At 58.2% G+C, this 23,083-nt stretch carries 15 protein-coding genes and 4 pseudogenes; 5 read left to right on the forward strand and 14 right to left on the reverse strand.

The genetic code is table 11. From position 1 onward, the window contains the following. Nucleotides 1–74: 74 nt before the first annotated feature. Together U5A89_RS02045 and U5A89_RS02050 are read left to right on the forward strand one after the other, a co-directional pair. Complete coding sequence (locus tag U5A89_RS02045; protein WP_338159540.1) at nucleotides 75–2,660, forward strand: TonB-dependent receptor; 2,586 nt, start codon at nucleotides 75–77, stop codon at nucleotides 2,658–2,660. Further along, complete coding sequence (locus tag U5A89_RS02050) at nucleotides 2,660–4,747, forward strand: Atxe2 family lasso peptide isopeptidase (protein WP_338159541.1); 2,088 nt, start codon at nucleotides 2,660–2,662, stop codon at nucleotides 4,745–4,747. The genes U5A89_RS02045 and U5A89_RS02050 overlap by 1 nt, the downstream gene beginning before the upstream one ends. Before the next feature lie 10 nt (nucleotides 4,748–4,757). Here U5A89_RS02050 and U5A89_RS02055 read toward each other — a convergent pair whose 3' ends face one another. The 6 genes and pseudogenes from U5A89_RS02055 to U5A89_RS02080 form a co-directional block, all read right to left on the reverse strand. Next, nucleotides 4,758–6,518 carry an asparagine synthase-related protein gene (locus tag U5A89_RS02055; RefSeq protein WP_338159542.1) on the reverse strand — a complete coding sequence of 587 codons (1,761 nt, stop codon included), beginning with the start codon at nucleotides 6,516–6,518 and terminating at the stop codon, nucleotides 4,758–4,760. Next, nucleotides 6,515–7,219 (reverse strand): lasso peptide biosynthesis B2 protein, encoded by a 705-nt coding sequence (locus U5A89_RS02060; protein WP_338159543.1) that lies wholly within the window; start codon nucleotides 7,217–7,219, stop codon nucleotides 6,515–6,517. The genes U5A89_RS02055 and U5A89_RS02060 overlap by 4 nt, the downstream gene beginning before the upstream one ends. Nucleotides 7,220–7,241: 22 nt before the next feature. After that, on the reverse strand, nucleotides 7,242–7,376 hold the full coding sequence (locus tag U5A89_RS02065; RefSeq protein WP_338159544.1) for a benenodin family lasso peptide: 135 nt from the start codon (nucleotides 7,374–7,376) through the stop codon (nucleotides 7,242–7,244). A gap of 173 nt (nucleotides 7,377–7,549) precedes the next feature. After that, nucleotides 7,550–8,179, reverse strand: a complete 630-nt coding sequence (locus tag U5A89_RS02070) for a GntR family transcriptional regulator (protein WP_338159545.1) — start codon at nucleotides 8,177–8,179, stop codon at nucleotides 7,550–7,552. Nucleotides 8,180–8,188: 9 nt separating this feature from the next. After that, entirely contained in the window at nucleotides 8,189–8,608 is a 420-nt protein-coding gene (locus U5A89_RS02075) for a helix-turn-helix domain-containing protein (RefSeq protein WP_338159546.1), read from the reverse strand. A gap of 218 nt (nucleotides 8,609–8,826) precedes the next feature. Continuing rightward, a pseudogene (locus U5A89_RS02080) lies at nucleotides 8,827–12,083 on the reverse strand (error-prone DNA polymerase). Between the two features lie 420 nt (nucleotides 12,084–12,503). On the opposite strand from U5A89_RS02080, the gene U5A89_RS02085 reads away from it, so the two are divergent. Continuing rightward, nucleotides 12,504–12,716 carry a hypothetical protein gene (locus U5A89_RS02085; RefSeq protein ID WP_338159547.1) on the forward strand — a complete coding sequence of 71 codons (213 nt, stop codon included), beginning with the start codon at nucleotides 12,504–12,506 and terminating at the stop codon, nucleotides 12,714–12,716. A 417-nt stretch (nucleotides 12,717–13,133) separates the two neighbouring features. On the opposite strand, the gene U5A89_RS02090 is transcribed toward U5A89_RS02085, so the two are convergent. From U5A89_RS02090 to U5A89_RS02100, 3 genes are all read right to left on the reverse strand, one after another. Then, nucleotides 13,134–13,301 carry a DUF6771 family protein gene (locus tag U5A89_RS02090; RefSeq protein ID WP_338159548.1) on the reverse strand — a complete coding sequence of 56 codons (168 nt, stop codon included), beginning with the start codon at nucleotides 13,299–13,301 and terminating at the stop codon, nucleotides 13,134–13,136. A gap of 159 nt (nucleotides 13,302–13,460) precedes the next feature. Next, nucleotides 13,461–14,093 carry a hypothetical protein gene (locus U5A89_RS02095; protein WP_338159549.1) on the reverse strand — a complete coding sequence of 211 codons (633 nt, stop codon included), beginning with the start codon at nucleotides 14,091–14,093 and terminating at the stop codon, nucleotides 13,461–13,463. Continuing rightward, the gene (locus U5A89_RS02100; RefSeq protein WP_338159550.1) at nucleotides 14,063–14,320 is read right to left on the reverse strand and encodes a hypothetical protein; all 258 of its coding nucleotides are present in this window, start codon (nucleotides 14,318–14,320) and stop codon (nucleotides 14,063–14,065) included. The genes U5A89_RS02095 and U5A89_RS02100 overlap by 31 nt, the downstream gene beginning before the upstream one ends. 287 nt (nucleotides 14,321–14,607) lie before the next feature. On the opposite strand from U5A89_RS02100, the pseudogene U5A89_RS02105 reads away from it, so the two are divergent. Further along, nucleotides 14,608–14,808, forward strand: a pseudogene (locus tag U5A89_RS02105) (IS66 family transposase); the annotation flags it as partial. A 133-nt stretch (nucleotides 14,809–14,941) separates the two neighbouring features. Here U5A89_RS02105 and U5A89_RS02110 read toward each other — a convergent pair. After that, nucleotides 14,942–16,024: pseudogene (locus U5A89_RS02110) on the reverse strand (IS5 family transposase). Between the two features lie 74 nt (nucleotides 16,025–16,098). Here U5A89_RS02110 and U5A89_RS21275 point away from each other — a divergent pair. Continuing rightward, nucleotides 16,099–16,217: pseudogene (locus U5A89_RS21275) on the forward strand (transposase domain-containing protein); the annotation flags it as partial. Here U5A89_RS21275 and U5A89_RS02115 read toward each other — a convergent pair. The 4 genes from U5A89_RS02115 to U5A89_RS02130 all read right to left on the reverse strand — a co-directional run bounded on the left by U5A89_RS02115 (nucleotide 16,196) and on the right by U5A89_RS02130 (nucleotide 22,195). Continuing rightward, complete coding sequence (locus tag U5A89_RS02115) at nucleotides 16,196–16,399, reverse strand: hypothetical protein (protein ID WP_338159551.1); 204 nt, start codon at nucleotides 16,397–16,399, stop codon at nucleotides 16,196–16,198. The pseudogene U5A89_RS21275 and the gene U5A89_RS02115 sit on opposite strands and share 22 nt — an antisense overlap. A 145-nt stretch (nucleotides 16,400–16,544) precedes the next feature. Next, complete coding sequence (locus U5A89_RS02120) at nucleotides 16,545–17,768, reverse strand: MFS transporter (protein WP_338159552.1); 1,224 nt, start codon at nucleotides 17,766–17,768, stop codon at nucleotides 16,545–16,547. Between the two features lie 72 nt (nucleotides 17,769–17,840). Next, nucleotides 17,841–19,400, reverse strand: a complete 1,560-nt coding sequence (locus tag U5A89_RS02125; protein ID WP_338159553.1) for an LVIVD repeat-containing protein — start codon at nucleotides 19,398–19,400, stop codon at nucleotides 17,841–17,843. Nucleotides 19,401–19,504: 104 nt separating this feature from the next. After that, nucleotides 19,505–22,195, reverse strand: a complete 2,691-nt coding sequence (locus U5A89_RS02130) for a TonB-dependent receptor domain-containing protein (protein ID WP_338159554.1) — start codon at nucleotides 22,193–22,195, stop codon at nucleotides 19,505–19,507. Nucleotides 22,196–23,083 lie beyond the last annotated feature (888 nt).

Raw genomic sequence — 23,083 nt, forward strand, 5'->3', positions numbered from 1 at the left:
TCTCGGGCCGTTAGCTTCAAATCTTTCCTGCCCTGTCTTTCCCTACCGAACCTCAAAAAGAGGCGGCTTGAAAGATGGGGGCAGACATGGGTTTGGCTAGGAACGCACTTCTGGGCAGCGGCGCACTGTGCATGTGCGCGGCTGCGATGCCAGCGGCGGCGCAGGATGCAAAGCGTCATTATGAATTGCCCGCGCAGTCGCTTGGCGAAGGGTTGCGGGCAATCGCCCAGGCCAACGACTATCAACTGGTCGCAGACCCCAAAGCGCTGGATGGCCGCCGTTCGCCAGCACTCAAGGGCGAATTCACCCTGGAGGAAGCCGTCGCTGTCCTTCTGGCGCGATCCGGCCTCGAGGCCGAGGTCAGGGGGCGAACCATCATCCTGCGGGGGCGAGTTGCACCGTCGCGCTCGGAAGAGATAGACGGCGCGGCGGACAATCAGCTGTTCGTAACGGGCTCGCGCATACGGGGCGCGCAACCGACCTCTCCCGTCATCGCCGCCTCCCGCGAGAAAATTCGTGAACTAGGACATAGCGACCTCGGATCCTACGTCCGCAATATTCCGCAGAATTTCAGCGGCGGCCAAAATCCCGGCGTTATCTCCAGCCTGCAGACCGGGTCCGAAAACACGACCTCATCGTCGGCCCTCAACCTCCGCGGCCTCGGTGCCGATGCCACGCTGACGCTGCTCAATGGCCATCGGGTCGCCTATGATGCAGTAAGCCAGGGGATCGACATCTCCGCCATCCCGCTGGCTGCCGTCGAGCGTGTCGAGGTCGTCGCTGACGGATCGTCCGCGCTGTACGGCTCGGATGCTGTGGGCGGCGTCGCCAACATCCTGCTCCGGCGCGATTATGATGGCCTTTTGACCACAGCGCGCTTGGGCGCCGCAACCGACGGCGGCGATGTGCAGCATCAGTTCAGCGCCGTTACGGGAAGCCGCTGGTCGGGTGGCGGGTTCATGATCGCGGGCGACTATAACAAGGCGACGGACATCACGGCTTCGCAGCGTTCCTATATGCGCTCGCGCCAGCGCAGCATGACGCTCCTGCCCTCGCAGCGTCAGGTCAGCGCGGTCCTTGCCGCGCATCAGGCGCTGGGCGATGTAGTCCAATTCGAGATCGACGCGCATTACAACCGCCATAAGTCGGTTGCCGCCCTGCCCTTCACCGCAACGGGCGATGTGACGCAACTCGGAACAATCAGCCGGCCCGACATCGAGGGCTACTCGATCAGCCCTACGGTAAAGTTCAAGCTGCCCGGAGGCTGGGAGGTTGATGCGCGAGCCACCCGCGCGATCAGCGACAGTCAGATTATCGCCGAGATCTATTCCGGCGGGTCCCGATCAGCCGTCAATCATGTCGGCTACAGGAACGACCTCTGGTCGGCCGAACTCAGCGGAGAAGGATCGCTTTTTGCTTTGCCGGGCGGCGACGCCCGTCTGGCCTTTGGGGCGGGGCTTAGATCCAATGGACTGGCAGCGTCGATCCAGCGCGTCATCAGAGCAACGACCACCTCCCTGCTGCGCTATACCGATGCCCAGACTGCTACCTACGCCTATGGCGAGATATTTCTGCCTGTGATCGCGGACCGCAACGATATCGCCTTCATCCATTCGCTGCAGCTGTCAGGTGCGGTCCGGTATGAGCGCTATGACGAGGTCGGCGGTCTTGCAACGCCGAAGATCGGCGTCACTTATCAACCGATCCGAGACCTCACCCTTAAAGGCAGTTGGGGCAAATCCTTCAAGGCACCGACCCTCGGCCAGCAAAACACCGTCCGGCAAGGCGCGCTGCTCGCCCCTGACTTCTACCTACCCGCGCCGCCCACCGGCCAAAATGTTCTACAGATCAGCGGCGGCAGTCGGGATCTGGAGCCTGAAAAGGCGACCACCCTGACGCTGACCGCCGAGGTCAAACCTCAGAGCATCCCAGGTCTGCGGATCGAAGGCAGCTATTTCAACGTCCGCTACAAGAACCGTGTCATCCGGCCAATTGCGGACAGCACACAGGCATTCAGGCCGGAATATGCCGACCTAATTCTGCTTAATCCAACGCTTGACCAGGTACTGGCGGCGACCGCTTCGCTGCCCTTGGGCGTCCAGAACCAGACTGCCGGCGCATACGATCCGGCAAACCTTGCCGCTATCATCTTCAACCAGCTCCAGAACGCTGCCGAGCAGCATATTCGGGGGGTGGATGCTACAGCCTCCTACGAATTTTCGGCGGGCGGCAGCGCGTTCAATCTCGAAGCAAATGCCAGTTATCTTAAGAGCGATCAGAAGTTGAGCGCGGGACAGCCAACCATCATTCGCGCGGGCACAATCTTCAACCCGCCACATTGGCGGGCACGTGCCAGCGCCGGCTGGCGGCGTGGCAGCGCTGGCGCGACGCTGGCCTATAATTATACCGGCGGCACCGACGACAATCGAACCACCACAGTCTACAAAGTCTCCGGCTTCCACAGCGCGGACGCAACGATCAGTTGGCAGCCGGAACGCAGTGGCTTTGGAGGCGGCTGGTCCTTCCTGCTTGCGGCACAGAATCTCCTTAATGAGAAGCCATCGAGGATTGCTTCGAGTGCGACCAGCCCGACTTATGACGCCACCAACTATTCGGCGATCGGTCGTCTGATCAGCCTCACCGTCTCGAAAGCCTGGTAATGCTTATCTCCCTTGTCATAAGCCTTGCCGGAGCAGGTGCGGTCGCAGTCCCGGCCGCACCTGCAATTCAGGACTGTGCCACGCTTCTTAGCCCGCGCATGTCTGCAGCACGCCGCCCCATCGAAGATCGAGACTTAATCGAGCTTCTTGATATTGGCCCTATTTCGCAGATGGAGGCTGGCCCATTTTATGCAGTGTCACCCGATCACACCATGATCGCTGTAAGTCTCCGCCGGGCGAACATCGCGCATGACGATTATTGCACAGGGATAGTCCTTGTAAATGAAAGCGGCGAGGCCACAGTCCTAGATGCCGGGCCAGGCGCGGCTTTCTTCCGTTTGGATGAATTTTACGGCACGAACGGCTTTCCCACTGGCGTTACAAAGCTGATCACGCCCCGCTGGTCTGCCGATGGTCAGCGTCTAGCCTACCTTAAATTTGAAGATGGACGTCTGCGTCTGCGCGTTTGGGAAAAGATCGGGCGAGACATTCGCTCGGTCAAGAATGATGCGGGCAACATCGTCGACTTTCAGTTCACGCCAGGGGGCGACAGCCTAGTTTACAAGATATGGGATGAGACTCGTCAGCAAGCGACCCTGCAGACGGAGTCGAAACGGGGATACCGGTTCGACGATCGCTATTTCCCATTCGCTTCATCCATCCCCTTTCCATCTGGCGCTCCGCTCTACCGATATGAGACTGTCGACTTGATCGATGGCCGCGTCCGGACCGCGAGCGATGCCGAAGAAGCTCTGGTATCAACAGCGAGAAGGGATGATTCCTCCTTCCAGCGCGTTCGTGCGGTCACGGTTGCAGACGAGCCGGGTGTAGAGCGGATTGCAGCCAACATTCAAGGCAAGGAAGAACGCTGTGAAAGCCCGCTCTGCTCTCGCACTGACGGACGGCCATGGCTATCACTAAAGGGAAAAATACGGTTTGTGCGTCGTGACGCATGGGCTGGCAGCGCTATGTCTATTTACGAATGGGCGATCGGAACCAAGGCCCCTCACCGGCTTTATTCAACGCCAGACCTGCTGCTGAACTGCGGCCCGATCGGCGAGGATGTTCTTTGCGGCAGAGAGAGTAGCATGCAACCGCGTCGTCTCGACCGCATAGACCTGACAACCCAAAAATCCTCCACCGTCTTTGACCCAAACCCTGCCTTTGCCAATCTGATCATCGGCCGCGCTGAACGCTTGAAGTGGAAAAATGATCAGGGCGTCGAATGTTTTGGAGACCTCGTCTATCCGCCCGATTTCAGACCGGGACATCGCTATCCGTTGATCGTGGTACAATATGAAAGCCGTGGATTTCTCCGGGGCGGCACGGGCGACGAATATCCCATCCAGCTCTTCGCTCGCGAGGGCTATCTCGTCCTTAGCATGCAACGCCCGCGATCACCGTTATTTGGCAAAGGGCTGTCGTCTATGGAGAGGCAACGCCTGCAAAATGAGGGCTTTCTTGAACGTCGCGGCATCTTGTCGGCGATCGAAACCAAGGTGCGGCAACTTATCGATATGGGACTGGCGGACCCAGACCGCATCGGTATCACAGGCCTCAGTGATGGATCTACCACCGTTCAATATGCAGCATCGCACAGCGATCTGTTCAGCGCCGCGGCCATAAGCGGCTGCTGCTGGGAACCGTCCCAGACCTGGCTGCTTGGCCCTTCTCTTCAGACCGCTTATGAACGGGTAGGATGGCCCAGATCACCAGAGGAGCAAGCCGCAAAGTGGGGGGAAATCTCCCTGGCGCGCAATGCGTCGCACATCGCCTTTCCTCTTCTCGTGCAAGCAGCAGATGGCGAGTATCTGGTTGCGCTCGAAGCCGTTCGTGCCTTGCGTGAGGCCGGCAGTCCGGTGGACCTGTTTGTCTATCCTGATGAACTGCACATCAAACGGCATCCGGCCCATAGAGCCAGCGTCTATCACCGCAACCTTTTATGGTTCGATTTCTGGCTTCGCGGAAAAAAGCCACCGGCCGACGATCCTGGCGCAGCGGAAGTCGATCGCTGGGCACTGATGCAGCAGAAGTGGAAAAATTCCAAAGCGCGAGCCTTGATCCCACGTCAACCAGGAGGGGGCTGAAGCGCGATCCTTAGCTTTCTAATCCCTGCCAGTGGGAAATCCAGGCCTCAAGATCAAGGAGCATAAGCAAGCGGACGTAACTGCGTCCCGTGACACTGCCTTTCGGAATCGCCGCTTCCAGAACCTCTGCATCTAACAGCCCCCGTCGCACGAGTACTCCGTCGAAAAGCCGTTCCCGCACTTCACGTTCTTTGTTCAAAATGAGGGAAATAGCGAACCCACTAGGGCTGCCCTTTCGACGACGGTCGCGCACGAGGGGTGGGAGGGCATCCGCAAAAGCGAGACGAACCACCGCCCTGTCTCGCCCTCCTTCCAACATGCGCCAGGTGGGTATGCTAAGGGCAAGTTCCATCACAGGCTGGGACATGAGGGGATTGATCATCGGCAGCCCGAAGGGGCGAAGATAGCCTTCCAGATGGTTCTGCACTTTGAGCAGGTGCGCGACATGACCGATTTTGCCGGGCCGACCCTTTGGCTGACTGTCTAGCCAGGCATGCGTAGCCGGACGCGTCATGACGTCCGCTGCCAGATCGGCAGCCAGCATCGAAATGTCCCTATGCCAGACATAAGGGCGGCGCACCACAGCACGAAACTTTACTGTTTCGCGCAGTGCGGAGACCCAGCTCGTCTGGGTAACATCGCATATATTCCCGAATGTCCGCAAAGCTTGCAGCCCTGGACCCTGGCCATAGAGGACATCGAAGAGGGGCCGGAGGGACGCGCTGTTGTAGAATATGCTGTCGCCGCCATTGCCGGTAAATACAGCGTCCGCTCCGATGCCGTCCGCGGAGCGGACAACAGCGGCATGATAGGCCGTTTCGTGGATCGTGCCGATCGGCTTTGGAAAATGTCGCGATACGGATTGCGATAGATCGGCGTCTGCCAGATCAAAATAGGGCTCGTGCAAGGCGGCGCCGACATGCGCCGACATAGCACGCGCATATTCCCGCTCGTCTCCGAGCCGGTCTTGCGTAACAAGGGTTATGCATTGCTGATCTGCGTTGGCGCGCGCCAGGGCTGCCACGACGACGGAGGAGTCCAAACCGCCCGAAAGGGTCGAAACAATTTGGTCCGCAGTGGAAGCCCATGACGCCGCGCAGTGATCGATGGCCCGCCGCAGGCGGTGCGCCATGTCCGCGCCATCCCACACGTCGGCTTCGCCTACATAATCCCAAGGGGACCAAAAGCCGGACGGATCACTTGCGTGCGCTCCGAGTTTGATGGATGTCCCGGCCAACAATTCGTGCAAGCCTTCAATCGCGGTCCGTGTGGACGGGAGATCCTTGGCAGTGAGATAGCGCGGCATTTCCGCCCAGGCGATGCGTGGCCGCAAGAGGCCCGCGCGGACAAGCGCCTCTGCATCAGAAGCTATAGCCCATCCCGTCGATGTCGCCATGAAATAGCATGGCATCGCGCCACCTGGATCGCGGATCAGCTCAAGCCCCTCGTCGCGCGCCAACACTGCGATGAAGCCGCCCCAATATTGGTCGCGCAAGATTTTGAGTGGCTCCGGACCGTCCAGCTCTTCTGTCCACTGACGGTCGTTGTGATCGATCCGCTTCGCTGCACCATGGCGCGGGAAAATGGTTCCGATCGCCACGCCCTTTCCGCCGGGAAGTCGAAGCGCCTCGCCCTCGACGTTCATGAGGATCAGACAATGATGTTCGGCCAATGTGACGTGGAAAGGAAATGTCTCCTGCAGCCTTGAGGCTAGCTGCGGCAGCGATGCCCCGGACTGATCGACCAGGATGAGATAGCGCAAGAGCGTCATAGGGCGAGGATCGGTTCGAACGTACGGATATTCTCTATCCGGTCATTAAGAACATAGTCGCCGGCCTGAACCCAGCAATGGGCGGAGAAGGGCGCGGCGCAGACGCCCAGAATGAGCTGCGGCTTGTAGCCCAATGACCTGGCAACGCGCATGAAGGCGATCGAGTTTGTGAGGCAATGACCGCTTCTGGGTCGCAAATGCGACGATGCGAAGAAGGCGGCAACCAATGGCTGCCAGCGCGGTTCGGGTCCATCGCCAGCAGCGTCCTTCGTCGCAGCAGCGCGTTGGTCGATCCCTTGCAGTACCTCGGCCAGCGCTTTGGTGCGAAGCGCGCTCGCAGCGCGAATTTGCGCTACAACGAATTTAGCGATGAGGCGCAGGCTTGGCTTCAGCGCGCCTGAGACCATTTCCTGGTTCGCTGCCACTATTACTGGCGCAGTGAATTCAGCCTCGATTTCCGCCTCAACCAGAATGCCGGCATTAACAAGTGCGCTAAGCTGAGGACCTGTCGACCCAGCAGCCACCAGCGCCTGAAAGGCAAGGTCCCAGTCGTGCTGGAGGCCGAAATATCGATCAGCCTCGACATCCAGGAAGATCGAACGACCCCCCGCGATACAGTAGGCAAGTCCCTCTCTCATCCGATATCCCATGGCGAAGCTCTCGAAGATATGGTGCCACCCGCTCGCAAAGGCGCGCGCCACGTGTGGGCGCGCGCCCCGAGGGTCAGTCGTCGGCGATGCCCATATCGAGCTGCTGAAGGCCGATCTGATCGAAATCACCACGGACGGATCCTTGCGTTTCCACCGAAGCGATACCCAGATCGACGATCACCTCGTCATTGTCATGGATGTTCTGCATCTTCATCTCCATCGAACTACCACCGGGATTGGCGGCACGGTCGATTGTAAAGATGGATTAGCTTATATCCGACCTTATAAGTCCTCAAATTGGGCGCTTATAAGCCGGATGCACCCTGCAACTTAATTCAATCTCAAGTCCATGTGACAGGATCAGAGGATTTCTGGGTCAAATTATGACGACATCCATTTCGACGCAGCATCAGCAATCTCTGGCGCACGCAGTAAACGTCGGCGATGATATTGCCACATGGCACCTTGTATAGCGCTTTTATTTCCTTTCTCAGTCAGATTCCATAGTGCGATAAGCTCTGCGGCATGGCGCTTTGCTGCGCCTTCGCATAAGCGGCGGACAGCGAGTCGTTCGCCTAGCCCCTTGATCGCGTCTTGCAATTCCATGTTGGAAGAGCAGCCGGCCAACCGGATGAAAAAGCTTGTCGTGGCATCCGCGACACTATGGTGATCTGGCTCGCGCGCAACAATCTGCGCAGACGGCTGCCCCACTGCTGCAAAACTCTCCGCATCTTTGACCGCCGCCCGTATCAGTTCGGCATGAAGGGCATAAAGATCAAAGGTATTCCGTGCGGTGATGGCCGGTATCGCAAAGCCGCCGCCCCCCTGCATCTCGACCAATCCTTGGCCCACCAGTCGATTGAGTGCATCCCGGACAGGCGAGATGCTCGTGCCAAACGCCTCTGCCATGGCGTGAACCGTGAGTGGCAAACCTGCCCCGAAATAGCCGCGCAGGATAAGCGCCTTGATGTCGCGGTGGAGCCGGTCGGCCGTCAGTGCTTCAGGTGCCATGCCGGCTACTCATCCGGCCGGTCCGGAACCAGTTCGCGCTCGCGCTCCGCCTCCGGGCTGGAGGAAGGTCCGCAGCTTCAGGTTCGAAATGAATTCGATGCAGAGGCGTTCGATCTCATGCATGTCGTCAACGAAGAAATGTCGCGGAAAGTGCATATGATGCTCCAAGAACAGCATGGGGATGAGAAGATGCGCGGCAGACAGCCCAAGGGCGTGCGCGCACGCAATGTGATCATCAAACCGGGACTTCGGGTTACCCGATTCAATTTCGCGCAACCATCGCACGCCGATCCCGACATCGGCGGCCAGTTGCCGTTGGGTAATGCGATGCCGCCTGCGACGTTCTTCAATACGGCGACCTGAGATCGACTTGACCTCAGCCAATATCGACGCACCTTCTTCTAAGGCGTCGCCCTGATATGAGGTCATCAGGTCCTCCCTGATTGGGCCTCAAAGCATCCATTCACATTCCGACTCGGCCAATGTTGAGTGAAATGTTAAGCAGGTCAAATATTATCGCTCCCATTTTGACAGTTGGGATAGCGCGGCTTTGTTCAGAATTTACCCGGCATTTGTCCATTCGAAGGCTCGCAAGTGCATCTGCGCTACTTCAATGCCTTGGGATGTACAGGTGGACCCAAGGCCGATCAATGAAAGTCCCCGCTTTTGCCTAGCCGGGCTTCCTTCATCCCATCGATATGGAGATCAGCTATGAGAATGTCCCGTCCACTGGGCATGCCTCTTGGGTCAGGGCCACCACCATTTTTAGCGCCATCCCCGCGCCCGCGCGACAGGGGGAATGCCTCGCCTCTCTGTCCCAGCGATCCCAGCAGCGACGACAGATCGATGAGCTTCTTGACGATCACATGCACGACTTTGCCTTCGCGCTGCACCTGACCGTAGAGCCCCAGCATCCGCGCACCCATGACGATCCGCCGGTTCTGCTCGAACATGCTGGGCCACAGGATCAGATTGGCGATCCCGCTTTCATCCTCGATGGTGATGAACATGACGCCCTTGGCCGATCCGGGCCGCTGCCGCACCAGCACCAGTCCGGCCAACCAGATATAGCGCCCATCCCTGATCGTCTCGATCGCGCTGCAGGGCATCATCTTCTGCCGCAAAAGATCGTCGCGCAGGAAGGAAACAGGATGCTGGCGCAGGGTGAGCTCGACATGGCCATAATCTTCGACCACCTCCCTCCCCTCGCTCATCGGCCGCAACGCGACCGGCTGCTCGTCAATCTCTTCTACAAACCCATTCTCCCGCGCATCGGCCGCGGCAAACAAAGGCAGTTGCTCATCCCTCAGTGCCTTGATCGTCCAAAGCGCTTCGCGACGGCGCAAGCGCATGGACGCTCGATAAGCGTCGGCCTCCGCCAACCGGTTGAGCGAACCGCCCCCCACGCCTGCCCGGCGCCAGAGCTCTTCAATAGAGACAAACGGCGCGTCGGCCCGCGCCATGACGATCCGCGCCGCATCGGCTTCCTTGAGCCCGGTTACCATCCGCATCCCAAGCCATACCGCGAACCGATCGTCGCCGGCATCTTCCAAGGTGCAGTCGCAGCGCGAAGCGTTGATGCAGACGGGCCGGATTTCGACCCGATGCGCCCGCGCGTCCGCCACGATCTGAGCGGGCGCATAAAAGCCCATGGGCTGCGGGTTCAACAGGCTGGCGCAGAAGATTTCAGGATGCCAGCATTTCATCCAAACCGAGGCATAGGCAATCAGCGCAAAGGAGGCGGCATGGCTTTCCGGAAAGCCGTAGCTGCCAAAGCCTTCGAGCTGACCGAAGGTCTTCTCTGCAAACTCGGAAGTGTAGCCGCGCTCGACCATGCCGCTTACCAGCTTCTCCTTGAATTTCGAAACCCCGCCGGTGAACTTGAATGTCGCCATCGCGCGGCGCAGCTGATTCGCCTTTGACGCGGTGAAGCCTGCACATTCAGTCGCGACCCGCATAGCCTGTTCCTGAAACAGCGGCACGCCCAGCGTCTTGCCCAGCACCTTCTCCAGTTCAGGCTTGGGATATTCGACCTTCTCCTTGCCAGCGCGACGCCGAAGATAGGGGTGCACCATGTCGCCCTGGATCAGGCCGGGGCGAACGATCGCCACCTCGATCACCAGATCGTAGAATGTGCGCGGCCTGATGTGCGGAAGCATCGCCATCTGCGCGCGGCTTTCGATCTGGAAGGTACCCAGCGTGTCGGCCGCGCGGATCATGGCATAGGTGCGCGGATCTTCGGGCGGGATGGATGCCAAGTCCATGCCTATACCCTTATGAGCTTCCAGAAAATCGAACCCGCGCTTCATCGCGGTCAGCATGCCCAGCGCGAGGCAATCAACCTTCATGAACTTGAGTGCGTCGATATCATCCTTGTCCCACTCGATCACCTGGCGATCGGCCATCGCCGCCAGCTCGATCGACACCAGTTCATCGAGACGGTCGTGGGTGAGAACGAACCCTCCGGGATGTTGGGAAAGGTGGCGCGGCGTCCCAATCAACTCTTTGGCAAGATCGATGGCGAGCCGAAGGCGGCGATCGGTCAGATTGAGGCCAAGCTCGTCGACATGCTTTTCCTGGACGCCCTCCTCGCTCCAGCCCCATATCTGGCAGGAAAGAGCTGTAATCAGATCTTCCGACAGCCCCAGGGCCTTGCCGACGTCGCGGATGGCGCCCTTGGCTTTGTAGCGGATGACCGTCGAACACAGCGCCGCATGATCGCGGCCGTAGGTATCGAACACCCACTGCATGACGATCTCGCGCCGCTCATGCTCGAAATCGACGTCGATATCGGGCGGCTCCTTGCGCTCCTGGCTGATGAACCGCTCGAAAAGCAGGTCCGAGCGCTCGGGGTCGATCGATGTGATGCCGAATACATAGCAAACCGCGCTGTTGGCGGCCGAACCCCGACCCTGGCACAGAATGTCCCGGCTTCGCGCAAAGCGGACGATGGCATTTACCGTCAGAAAATAGGGCGCATAGCCAAGCTCCCCGATGAGCCGCAACTCATGGGCAATCAGCCGGGATACCTTGTCAGGTACGCCGCCAGGGTAACGCGCCATTGCCGCTTCCCAGCTCAGTTCCTCGAGCGTTGCCTGCGGCGTCATGCCCGCAACGCTCACCTCCTGGGGATATTGATATTTGAGTTCATCGAGTGAGAAGCGGCAGCGCTCAGCGATCTCCAGCTTTCGGGCGAGCGCCTCGGGATAGCGGCCGTAGAGCCGGTGCATTTCGGCGGCGGGCATCAGATAGCGGTCGGCATGAAGTTCGCGACGAGCGCCCAGTTCATCGATCGTGCATCGATGACGGGTGCATGTGATGACCTCCTGGAGCACACGGCGGTGAGGATGATGGTAGAGGACATCTCCGGTAATGACGGTCGGCACGCGATGCCGGGCCACGAGATTGGAAAGTGTGTGGAGGTGCATCTGATCGCCCGGTCGCCGCCGCAGTGTCAGCGTAAGATAGGCCCGGCTCAAGAAAATTCCGGCAAAGCGCGCCAGCACAGCTTCTACCTCTGGCACCTGCCCGGCAGCAGGATGGCAAGCACGCCCTCGGCATGGTCTGCCACATCATCCCAGTCAATGATGCATTTTCCCTTGCCTCCGCGCTTCTTCCCAAGGCTGAGCAGCCGACAAAGCCGCGCGTAGCCCGGCCGATCCATCGGATAGACGAGGAGAGAATGCCCTTCGACCAGATCCAGACGGCAGCCAACAATCAGCCGGACGCCGGTGACCTTGGCGGCTTCATGCGCCCGGTCGATGCCCGCCAGACTATTGCGGTCTGTGATGGCAAGGGCATCACGGCCGCAGGCATGCGCTTCTCCAAATAATTCCTCGCAGCTCGATGCGCCGCGCAGAAAGGAGAAATGCGAAGCGCATTGCAGCTCAGCATATCGCAAGATGGCACCTGCCGACCCTCATTCTGATCGAAAGCATTTGTTCTTTATTTGTTCCATAATAGTTTTAAGTCAATCTGCCTGTGCGAGGAACCGATCAGATCAATCGCCGTTGAGGCAATACCGGGTCACATTACTTGCCCCCCGCATGAACGCCCGGTGCATCAAGCCCCGTCAGCTCCCCCGCTGGCGGGGCATTTTGTTTCCGGCCTGGTCGCGGAACTCGCGCTTCCCCGCTTCGCTTGTGTGATATGGATATACGTCACGCTTCGTCTGACCGCCAAAAAGCCAGCCACAATGCAGCGGCCATGACATTGCCCGATATAGGATGCAGGCGGCCCACAAAGGACCGTACGGATACGAAATGACGGGAACATGCGGGCATCCGACTTATTGGCCTCGCTTCACGGCTAATAGGAGAGAGCCATGCCCCCCGAAGACTTCCCCGGTGAAAATGATCAGGGTGACATGACGGGCACATCGATGAACGATCTGCCAGGGACCGACCAAGCCAATGGCACTGACGAAGATGTCGATGTTGACGTGGATGCCGGTGATGAAGGCCAGGATGCCGACGATCTCGAGGACGCGCAGCGCGACGCCGCTGAAAAACGCGAACAGGAAGGCGGCTATCAGTAAGGCAAGTTTTAGGGCGGCCGCGATTCCAAGCGTGTGCCGCCCCCAGGCTGAAGCCTGCTACTGAACGGCCAGATAAAGCAGAGCATGCGCCGTTGGCAATCCCAGAATATATCGAATTGCAAACTGCAATTTCACTTTCTGATAGGATGGGAACGACGCTGCCGTGAGCATGTAAGCCCATCCCTTGAAGCCTCACCATCACCCTGATTAGCGAACCTGAGGCCATGTCCGGTGCGGAAAGAAAACCCCGCCGGAGCGCACTTCACGGCGGGGCCAAGGTTCAGGGAGGTGTCGCTCAAAGGGGGAAGAGCGACGTTGCTAACTTAGGTGTTTATAAGCTTCTTACAAGACCGGATTTACCCAAAATGGTGCGAGATCAGTGCCGTAGCATTCGAGCTTGCTTAGCGCCCCGTAGATTCAGTCTGACGATGGGTCGTTTGAAGCCAGAGCATCGGCGATCATCGCGGCCAGAGTCTCCTCGGCCCGTGCCCGTACGCCAGCCTGTTTTGCTTCCAGATCGTGCCGAAGCCATTGCGGCGCCCGTTCGATGACACGCAGAATCGTCGAATTTGTTTTTTCGTCCATGCGAGCCAGCCTATGACTGCTTGGCTTCGGCAGCGCAATCGTGCCGCAGCGCGCCACTCCGGGCATCGCCGCTGTTTGCTGTCAGGCGAACAACCTATGCAGAAACCAGCCCTGGCAACCGGTCGCGCTGTCGATGCCATCGCCCTGACGGAACAGCCATTAGCGCGCGCCGGTCTCGTTCTCGACGAGAAAATAATCGCGGACGCTGAGCCACTCTTCATCGCTCACATGCCATTCGCCATAAATCCGCTCGGGCCCGTCCGCGCGCTTCACCTTCCGGCGCATGCCGCGCCACACGAGTTGAACCGGTGGGTGGTCGGGCAACAGAGCTATGGTATTGATCGGTTGAGGGCGTTTGAAGAGGCGCGCTGGGCGCGGCCAGTGCGCAGGCCAGCGCAGCAAGGTCGGATCCGCCATGGGGGCAATGCGGGTAACGGAACGCTCGGGAATATCGCTCTCACGCGCGGCGACCCGATAAAGCCTGTCCTCCCCTACCCTGTTCCCCAATATGTCGACGAGCGCTGCCACATCAGGCACCGGCGCCTCACCCAGATACCAAATGGTGCGGAGCCCAAGCGGCTCGACCTGGGGGGCGGCCAGCACCATCTTCTCCACCCCAAAGCCCGGATCGACCGTCTCGATCCGATCGCAAAGCAGCCGTCCAATCTGCTTCTTGTCCCGACTAGGTTTGGCAAGCCCGGCACGAATCGCCTCGATCCGGTTGTCGACGCGGTGAAAGCGCAGGTCCAGCCGTCGCGCCCCTATACGCCCGCTTCCTCCAGTTGCTGACACAGAGCGTCCACCAGCTTGTGCGTGTAGCGGGCAAGGGTCTCGGGCGCGCCGATCGGTTCGGCAAAGCAGCGCTCCACCGCAATCGTTTCGGGCGGCGCGACCGGCGCGAAAGGTTCGGACACGCGGCCATAGACCTGGTCGAGCCGCAGGCCGGGCGCCGACCCGAACCGCAGCGCGAGCGAGGCGCGCGGCATGGCTTCAAGATCGGCAATCGTTTCGAGGCCCAATTTGCCAAGATTAGAGACGATCGCAGGCTCCAGGCGAAGAGCGGCAAGTGGCAACTCGGCAATTGCCTCGGCAATGAAATAGCATCGATGACCCGCAGCGGCTCGGCGCCATAACGCGCCATCGCATGAGCAGCGCCAGTGATGTCGAGCATCAACCCGTCGGGCGGATCAAGCGCTCCATGTACGGTCGGGCGAACCTCGACCTACTCCGGGCGCGTATCATGGCATAACACCTGCACCGAAATTGCGGGAGAGCCCCGTTCCGGGGCATTTTACTCCGCCATCAACACATGCTCAAGGCATGGCCTGCATTTACCGCCTTCCTCGGCGACGGCCGCATCTGCCTCACGAACAATGCAGCGGAACGGGCGCTCAGAGGCATTGCCCTTGGAAGAAAATCATGGCTCTTCGCTGGTTCAGATCGCGGCGGTCAGCGCACCGCCTTCATGCTGAGCCTTATCGCCACGGCAAAGCTCAACGATATAGATGGACACCTCGAAAAACCATCAGATTTCGGCGTGATGGCGGCGGTATGGACCGCAGAGGTATAACGGGGCTGGCGTGGTTGCGCATTCTGGGGTGATTTCCATATCACCGGTGCCGTTAGGGAGCCGCTTGGTATCAAGCGGGCGCAGTTCGCCCTTCGAGCCAAGCCAGACGCTGGAAGTTATAGGCAAGGTTGGCCATACCGATCTTGATGGTGGCGCGGGCGATGCCGATGGTGCGCACGACCAGCCCCATCCGGTGCTTTTGCCCGGCGAAAACATGCTCGACCTGGGCGCGGATCTTGGACCGCCGGGTATTAGCCTTGGCGATCCGCTCAGGCAACGGTCGCCGCGGCTTGCGCCTCTGATGAATGTGGCTCGTGAACATGCCACCAGCCAGGAACGCCTCGTTCTTCTTGGATCGATAGGCGGTATCAGCCCAAACGCCGGAGGCAGTGTTGTCCTTACTGATCAGAACCGGCAGCCGTGCGCCGTCATGGGCATTGGCGGCGCTGGCATCCCAGGTGCGGATCAGCCCATGGGTTTTGTCGATGCCGATATGGTTCTTGTACCCGAACATCGAGATGGCGAGATCAACCGGCTTGGCCGCCTTGGGATCGGTGCCTAGCCTGACCTTGGCCTTGCTGTACTTGATCGACCAGCGCGCATCACGGTCCTTTTGCCGGGTCTTGGCCGGCTTCCAGTCCTCCGGCACGCGTCCCTCCTTGATCGCTGCTTTCTCCGCTTCGGTATTGCGCTGCTTGGGTGCCGGCACGACAGTGGCGTCGATGATCTGCCCGCCCATAGCGAGATAGCCCCGCTCCTTGAGCGCGGCATCAAAGCAAGTAAATAGCCGGTCGATCGCTCTGGCCTGCACGAGCCGTTCCCGGAACAGCCAGACGGTCGTCGCATCGGGCACCGTGCCGTCGAGCCCACGCCCCAGGAAGCGCTGGAACGACAGCCGGTCCTTGATCTGGAACTCGGTGGCTCGTCCGACAGCGAGTAAAGCGCCTGCAGAACCAAGATCTTGAACATGAGCACCGCGTCGAATGGCGGCCGACCGCCCTTGCCACGAACGCTACGTCGCAACGCCGCAGTCAACGAACTCCGAAAAAACCTCGAAATCCACGACAGCCGCCAATCGCTCCAGCGGATCACCCACCGCGCTCAGCGCCTCGTACCGGTCCGAAAGATCGAAAAAACCCGGCTGCACCGCCATTATCGCCTCCGCCACATCGCCGGCGAAGTGAATCAAATCTGCCCCTCAAAGGCCAGAGTTTTTCGAGGCGTCCAGATCCGCAGGCTTGGCTAGCCGATGTGCTCAGCCGCATCGCCGACATCCCCAGAACCGTCTCCATGAACTGCTTCCATGGAATTGGCGCGCCACCGATCATCGACGCAAAGCCGCCTGATCCGCGGCCTTCACCGAATGCTTACGCTGCCCTGGAAATGGCGCGCAAAAGACGATCAACGCAAAGCCGCCTGATCTGCGGTTCTCACCGGATGCATACTTTCCAAGCAACTGCATGGCCATTGAGCAATGAGCGAGAATGCGATCGGCTGCCTGCTCGACCGCGCCGGCTATCTTAGCCACCACGTCCCGCAAGGCTTCCGCGCGGCCTTCTCGACCAGAAGACCAGAATGAATGAGTGGGCCGAACGCGCACGCGGAGCGACATGCGGTAGAACGGATTGGCTGTTCACGCTCGACCCGATGAGATATAGGAAATGCGTAAGTAACTATTCGGGTTGTTCTTCCAGCGGAGGAGACGACTGCATGGTCGCCAATAGTACAGCCGCAATGCCGAGCGCGGCTGCTGCCATCAAAAGTGCCGGAGCATAGGTCCCTGTTCGATCGTAGGTCCAACCGAAAATAAGGGGTGACATGCCCGAGCCCACAAGGAGAATGCTATAAAATATACCGAAGATCCTGCCATAGGATTTCAAACCAAAGTAGCGGGCGGTAAGGTATCCTACGAGATCGATCTCCGCGCCTATAGCAAGGCCAGTACCGAGCGCCCCAACGAACGCATATTCGCTTCCCCCAAGTGACAGCAGAAGCATTGCCGCAGCCGAAATCGTAAGAAGCGTCGCACCGACGTGGGGCGCAAAGAAGCGGTCGATAAGGAGGCCCGTCGCCAGTCTTGCGACGACGACGGCGATCCCAATGCCGCTCGCACGCAACGCTGACTGCGCTGGGGATAGTCCTGCCTCTAACAGTAGAGGCATCAGGTGGGTAATTAGGCCAGCTACGCCCAATGGAATAAGGAAAAACGTAACCGCCATTTTCCACGCTAAGGGGTCGTGGAACGCGGCACGAAACGATGATCCTTCGCGCGTTATCGACAGCGGGGAGTTCGCAGGCGAAGCGCTAGCTGGCATACGAGCGAGTGCTACCACGATCGGGGCAGCAAAAAGCGTAATAACCGCGAGCAGCACGTAGCCAGGCCTCCAGCCATGAGCGGCTATAAATGGAGCAAGAATCAGCGGGGTAAGTATACTAGCGAATCCGTTTCCCGTAGCCGCTATACCGAGCGCAGTGCCGCGACCTATCGAGAAATGAGCTGAAACGATGCGGCTGTAGGTCAGCGTTGAGCAGGCACCGCCACAGAACGCAATAAACGCCAGCGCAAGGTAAAATCCGCGAATGTCAGGGCCGATCAATGAAAGAAGATAAAAGCCGCAGGCCATGGAAAGGGCCGACGCGCCTATAACCCATCCTAGCTTAAACTTGTCGACCATATAGCCAGCTAACGGCGCTGAGATAGCAAGCGAAAAGATTACGATCGTCGACCCTAACGATATCTGCAAACGCGACCAGCCAAACTCGTTTGCAAGCGGTGTAATAAAGATAGACTGCCCGTAAATCGGCAGTGAGTGAACGCCAAGCATGTTGCCAATGAAACAACCAAGCAACACCCATTTGCCAGCCAGCCATTCATTATCGACCTTATCAGATCTCATCGTAACTCTCGTTCGCTGTAGACCGTTTGGTTCGCGGGTCGCCGCGAACTCGAAGCGAGTGCGAAAACAAAATCACTTCGCACCCACATTTATGCTGGGAAGGGCCCATTGTGTTACCGGCATAGGTGCCAGATTGGGCTTGCCTAAAGCTGGAGCGGACAAAAGGTAAATGCCGGTGTCCGTAGCCACCCAGATCAGCTTCCGATCCCATTCGATGAAAACTTCGTCTACGGTACGGGAGTGCTTCGCGAGCGCACCGTCGCCGAGTTGGCCCTCAGGCTGCTCAGGGACAAAATAAGCCGCGATGGTCGGCCGGCGTGGGTCCTTTATGTCGAAGCACTGAAGGCCGGCGTTGAAGTAGGTGTGGCAAAGGAAGTTGGGATCGACCTTGCCTGGCGCTTTCAGATGCGGCGGGTTGTGAGGAGAAAAGCGGCCAGCCCGTTGGCAAAAGTCTTTATATGGCGCTGCGGCAGGCGGCACGGGCCGCGGCAAACGAGCGAGCTCCTTTGGCTTAGCCGGATCCGTGACGTCGATAATGAAGGATCCATTACGCGGCGTCACGCAGCCGCTAAACAGCGCTTCTGGTGTTAGCACCACAAAGCCCCGGTCCAATCTACTGATGTCAACAGTGTGGGCAGCGATCGCAGGCCCTGGTTCATAAGGCGTAGGCCGCCATTCACTTAGCAACCGGGGCGCCTGGAGGTTCGTGAGGTCATAGATCAACAACCCGAATGCCCCGCCGCCGATGAACCCGAGCTTTCCCCCGGATTCCAGTCGTTGAGGAACGTAAAGCGGCCCGTGCATCATCGTGTACGCGAGGTCGTCGGTCCAAGGCTCGACATTGCGAGCCTCTTCCTCATCTACGCGCTGTCCGGGGTAGTGGATGTTGGTTACGAGCTTGGGCTGTGTCGGATCGGAGATGTCCAAAATCTGGATTCCATGCTTGTAGCCCACGTAGCCGATCGTTTTCACCGTCGGGTTTTTAGGTTCGAAGTAGAAATTGTTGTCCGCCGCGGTGGTCAGATAAAGATACCGGCCACCATCCCAATAATTTCGATGGGGTCCCGATCCGGTTTGGATGACGCGATCGGGCGAGCCGCCATCGACGGACCATTTGGACAGAAGCTTCACCGCCGCAGGGTCCGATACATCGTAAATGAAAATGCCACGGAGCCCACGCTGATCAAGGTCGTACTTCTGCGACGACTGGATCATCAACCAACGGCCCGAGGCCTCGTGATAGGCCACTTGGAGCTGCTGACACGGACCCTTGCACTCGGGAGTGGCGTCGGAATTCACTATTTCCGGCTTAAGCGGATCAGATACTTCGATAATCTTTGTTCCACTGGCCTGTCCCTGAAGCAGATAGCGGCGATTACCCCGTACCATAAACTGTAGTTTTTCTCCCGCATCTGTCCCTGCAAACAGCCGACCCAGAACTTTCATGTTTTTGATATACTGATGGTGTTCGAGCGGAATCTTTTCCTTCGGTTCGAACGGCGTTGGAGACGTAAAGCGCACCATAGGCGATTTTGCTGGTGGTAGCTCTGTCAGCGGTTGATGCTCCTGCGCAGAGGCACCAAGAGAAGATGCTGCAAGAAAAGCGAGAATGCTTGGAGCAATCATTCGCATATTATGAACCTTCCAATATAGGAGAACAATTCACACCGTCGACTAACAATAGTGCATGAATAAACTACATACCTATCAGATAATCTTTACTTTTTGCGAACAACTTACAACTTCATTCTGACCCCTGTTGTAAAGTAGCGACCAACCACATCGTAGACGCTTCTTGCAGTCGGGTAGAGAATTCCAGGGTTTGTATTGTCAGGAGGAACAAGCCTAAACTTGTCAAAGACGTTATTAACGCTGAGGAACCACTCGAAATCGTGAGCTCGCGCTTTAATGTTATAGGACAACGTCACGTCCGAGATAAAATACGGCTTAAGATACTGCCATTTAGGGTCCCAGACGGCGTTTCTGTTGGCAGTGACACGCTTGAGTTTTCCAATATAGCGTTGCTGGTACGTCAAGCTAAACGGGCCACTTGCGTAAGTAGCGCTGAGTACACCGCGTAGCCGTGGCAATGCAGTAGTTAGAAAGACTGTTCCTGCATCGTCAATGTTCATTGCGCTCGGTGAAGTCTGAGTTTTGAACGACATCAGATAGTTCGCGAGCAGGCGGAACGACAAGCTGTTAGCACCGAGCGGCAGGACATAGGACGTTTCGATATCAAAGCCGTCAGTGAACTGTGATGCGACGTTGACGGCGGGAAGGCGGATATTAGTTGGCAGGTTTGCCAGCGTTTTGTCAGAGAACGGCAGCGGCCGTGTGATTTGGTCACACAAGGGACCCGTCCCGCCGGCGGCCTCGCACTCCTGAAGCACCGTCGATGAATCTAGTGTGCCGATGCCATCCTTGATATCGACCCTGTAATAATCGATGCTCACTGCTAGGCGAGGCGCCCATGTTGGCTGATAAACAGCTCCGATGGTGAGAGTGTTTGCCACTTCGGGTCTGAGGTCTTTGTTTCCGCCAGACTCTTGATTGACCAGAACAGAAGCACTTGTGTGTGGGTCGAATACGGTAAGGTCAGAGTTGGTTGTCCCAGCATAGAGTTCATAAAGCGACGGTGCCCGTATATCACGCGACCGGGTCGTCCGGATGCGTAGACCATCGAAGGGCTCGTAATTCAGTCCCAGCTTCCATGTGACAACGCCACCGCTAGTGCTGTAATGGGTATAACGCGCTGCGCCGTTCACGCTAAGCGACTTTCCAAGTGCTGAGTTTTTGAGGAGTGGTATATCTACCTCTCCGTAGACTTCCTTGACGGTGTAATCCCCCGAAGCCGATCCGACGTTGTCCGTCAAGAAGCGCAGGGGAGTCCCAAAAACGCCTCGAATGCCTGTGTAGTCGATGACATCCGACGGGTCCGAATTACTGGTCAAGTCGAGCGTCTGGCGCCTGATTTCGCCGCCAATGGCAAATCCTACGGGGCCTGCCCACAACGAGAATGGCTGACCAGAAATGTTCACGCTGCCAATGTCCATTTTGGTGGTGGCACGGTATGTCGAGGTACCGAGAACATACGCTATGGATTCAGGCGATGCCGCATTTGGCCCGAAAAGATTTATTGGTACGCAGCCGGGCAATAGGCCAGGGTTAACGAGCGTCACTCGACAGACAGCCTGATTAGTCGCGGGATCGCGTACCGCATCGACCGCAGCGTAAAAGCGCTGATTAATTGACTGGCCGGAAACCTGACTTTTCAGCTTTGAAGAGCCGTGAACGTAGCTTGCGTCCCAATTAAAGTCGCCAATCTTGCCTTCCACGCCGAGCTGGGTGAGCAGTGATGACGTCTCAACGTCGGTGAATTTCCGGGGGAAATCGTCGTTAAGGCGACCAAAGAAGAAGGGTTGTCCGCCGGTTGCGGCGCTTACTTCGGGACGAAGGAACGCATTGTCCGGGAAGATCGTCATCCGGAGTGGCGGCACATTACCGAACCGATAATCAGGCTGCGGCGACTGTCGGTTATGAGCGCGGCCATACAGAACCTGTCCAAACAGGTTTAGACCATCGGTTGGCTCAAATGAAACCCGGCCATAAAACTGATCGGTCTTGATCGCGGATGAAAGGGTCTTGTCACGCGTGTACGCACCGTCGCCACCCGTTGAAACGTTGGCGCTGCCTGTTGGTGATCCGGGATTGTAAGGCGCAAGAACACCGTTCTCCAAAAACTGGTTATTATTTAATGGTCCACTTGTGATCAAACCGGTGAAATTTGTACGTGTATATCGCGTGTTAAAGGAGGCTGTGAACGGGTTCGTCGCCGTGCCAGCTCCAGTAATAGCAGCTTGTAAGTCGCCAAATGGCCGATCCTGTAAGAGATCGATACCATCATTTTCATAGTGTTCGATGCTTCCAGTCAAGTGCAACCGCCCATCGAGAAACGAAGATCCTGCTGCCGCGCCGGCTCGGAATGAGGGTGAATCGCCCCGTGAAGAAATTCCGCGCTGTATAACGCCTTTGAGGCCTGAGAACTTGGTGTCTAGTACAAAATTTACAACACCACTAACAGCGTCGGAACCATAGGCGGCAGATGCACCTCCCGTTACCAGATCAACACGTTCGATTAAGAGTTGCGGGAATATGCTTGAATCAACATCGCCGGCAAAACTGGTGGGTGGCACCCGAGTGCCGTTCAACAAGATAAGAGTGCGTGGGGAGCCTAGGCTGCGCAGGTTAAGATAGTTCCCGGTGTTGGGACGGTCGCTATTGACGCCTGAGTCCTGTGTTGGGCTTCGCGAATTCTGAAGCTGCGGTAGCTGGTTAAGGGCGTCGGGGATGCTCGTTGGAGCGGATCGGACAAGCGCTGCCTGACTGATGACGGTGACGGGGGTGGGCGCAGCGCTGCCGTCGCGCACGACCCTCGACCCGGTAACAACGATATCCGATACACTGGTTTCTTGGCTACTCTCCGAGATAGTGGGTGACTCAGCCCCCGCGGGCGTCGATGCGTTTGGAACCGCATTTTGAGATTGAGCGGCCGTAGCTGTTGCCGGCAACATTGCCAGCGCAGTGCCCGCTAGTAGCAAGCCGTGGGTTGCAAATGTCCGGTGACGGAGATGACACTTCATTGCTTCCTCCCTGTAATTTTGTTGTTATGCAAACCTGATGAAAACCGCTTTAGAGCTGGCCAAGCGCGCTGTTCAAAAGAGGTCACTTTCCGAATTAATGAGCCCAAACGCTCGCACACCAGATTTCCGTGGATCTGAATTGATGCCTAGGCCACGCCAGACCATCCTAGAGGTCAGTGGGAACGAAACAGCTAGTGAGCAAACGGCAGCCGACGCGACATCAGCCCACCGGATTTTCTTCATTGCCTCTCCCTTCGACCGCTGTGTCCGGCAATCTCTCGCTCGCTTGTAGGCTGGCAATGCCGGTGCTCCCTACCTGCGGCCCATTAAGGAGGCTGCTTCGAGCTTTCAGGAGCCAAATATCCCACCGCGATAACGGTGTCTGTCCCCAGTCTTGTGGACTGATTTGACCCAGCTTTCGCTCTAGGTTCCACCCGACAATGAGTAGCCCACCGGGGTATTGGGGCGCTGAGCGTTCTCGGAACACCCGGCAGGCTGGCGCTGCTAATTGCGCCGCTCGCACGGTTCGGTGGTCGGAAACTTAGGCTGAGAGAATCCCATGAAGCTGCTGACATTCGAGGCAGCCGCCGGTCCCAGGCTCGGAGCCATCAGGGACCATGGCCGAGTGATCGATCTGACCGCGCACGATCGCGACCCACTGGCCTCGATGCAGGC

Origin of the sequence: Sphingobium sp. HWE2-09 (genome assembly GCF_035989265.1) — a bacterium.
In the GTDB taxonomy this organism is placed as follows: domain Bacteria; phylum Pseudomonadota; class Alphaproteobacteria; order Sphingomonadales; family Sphingomonadaceae; genus Sphingobium.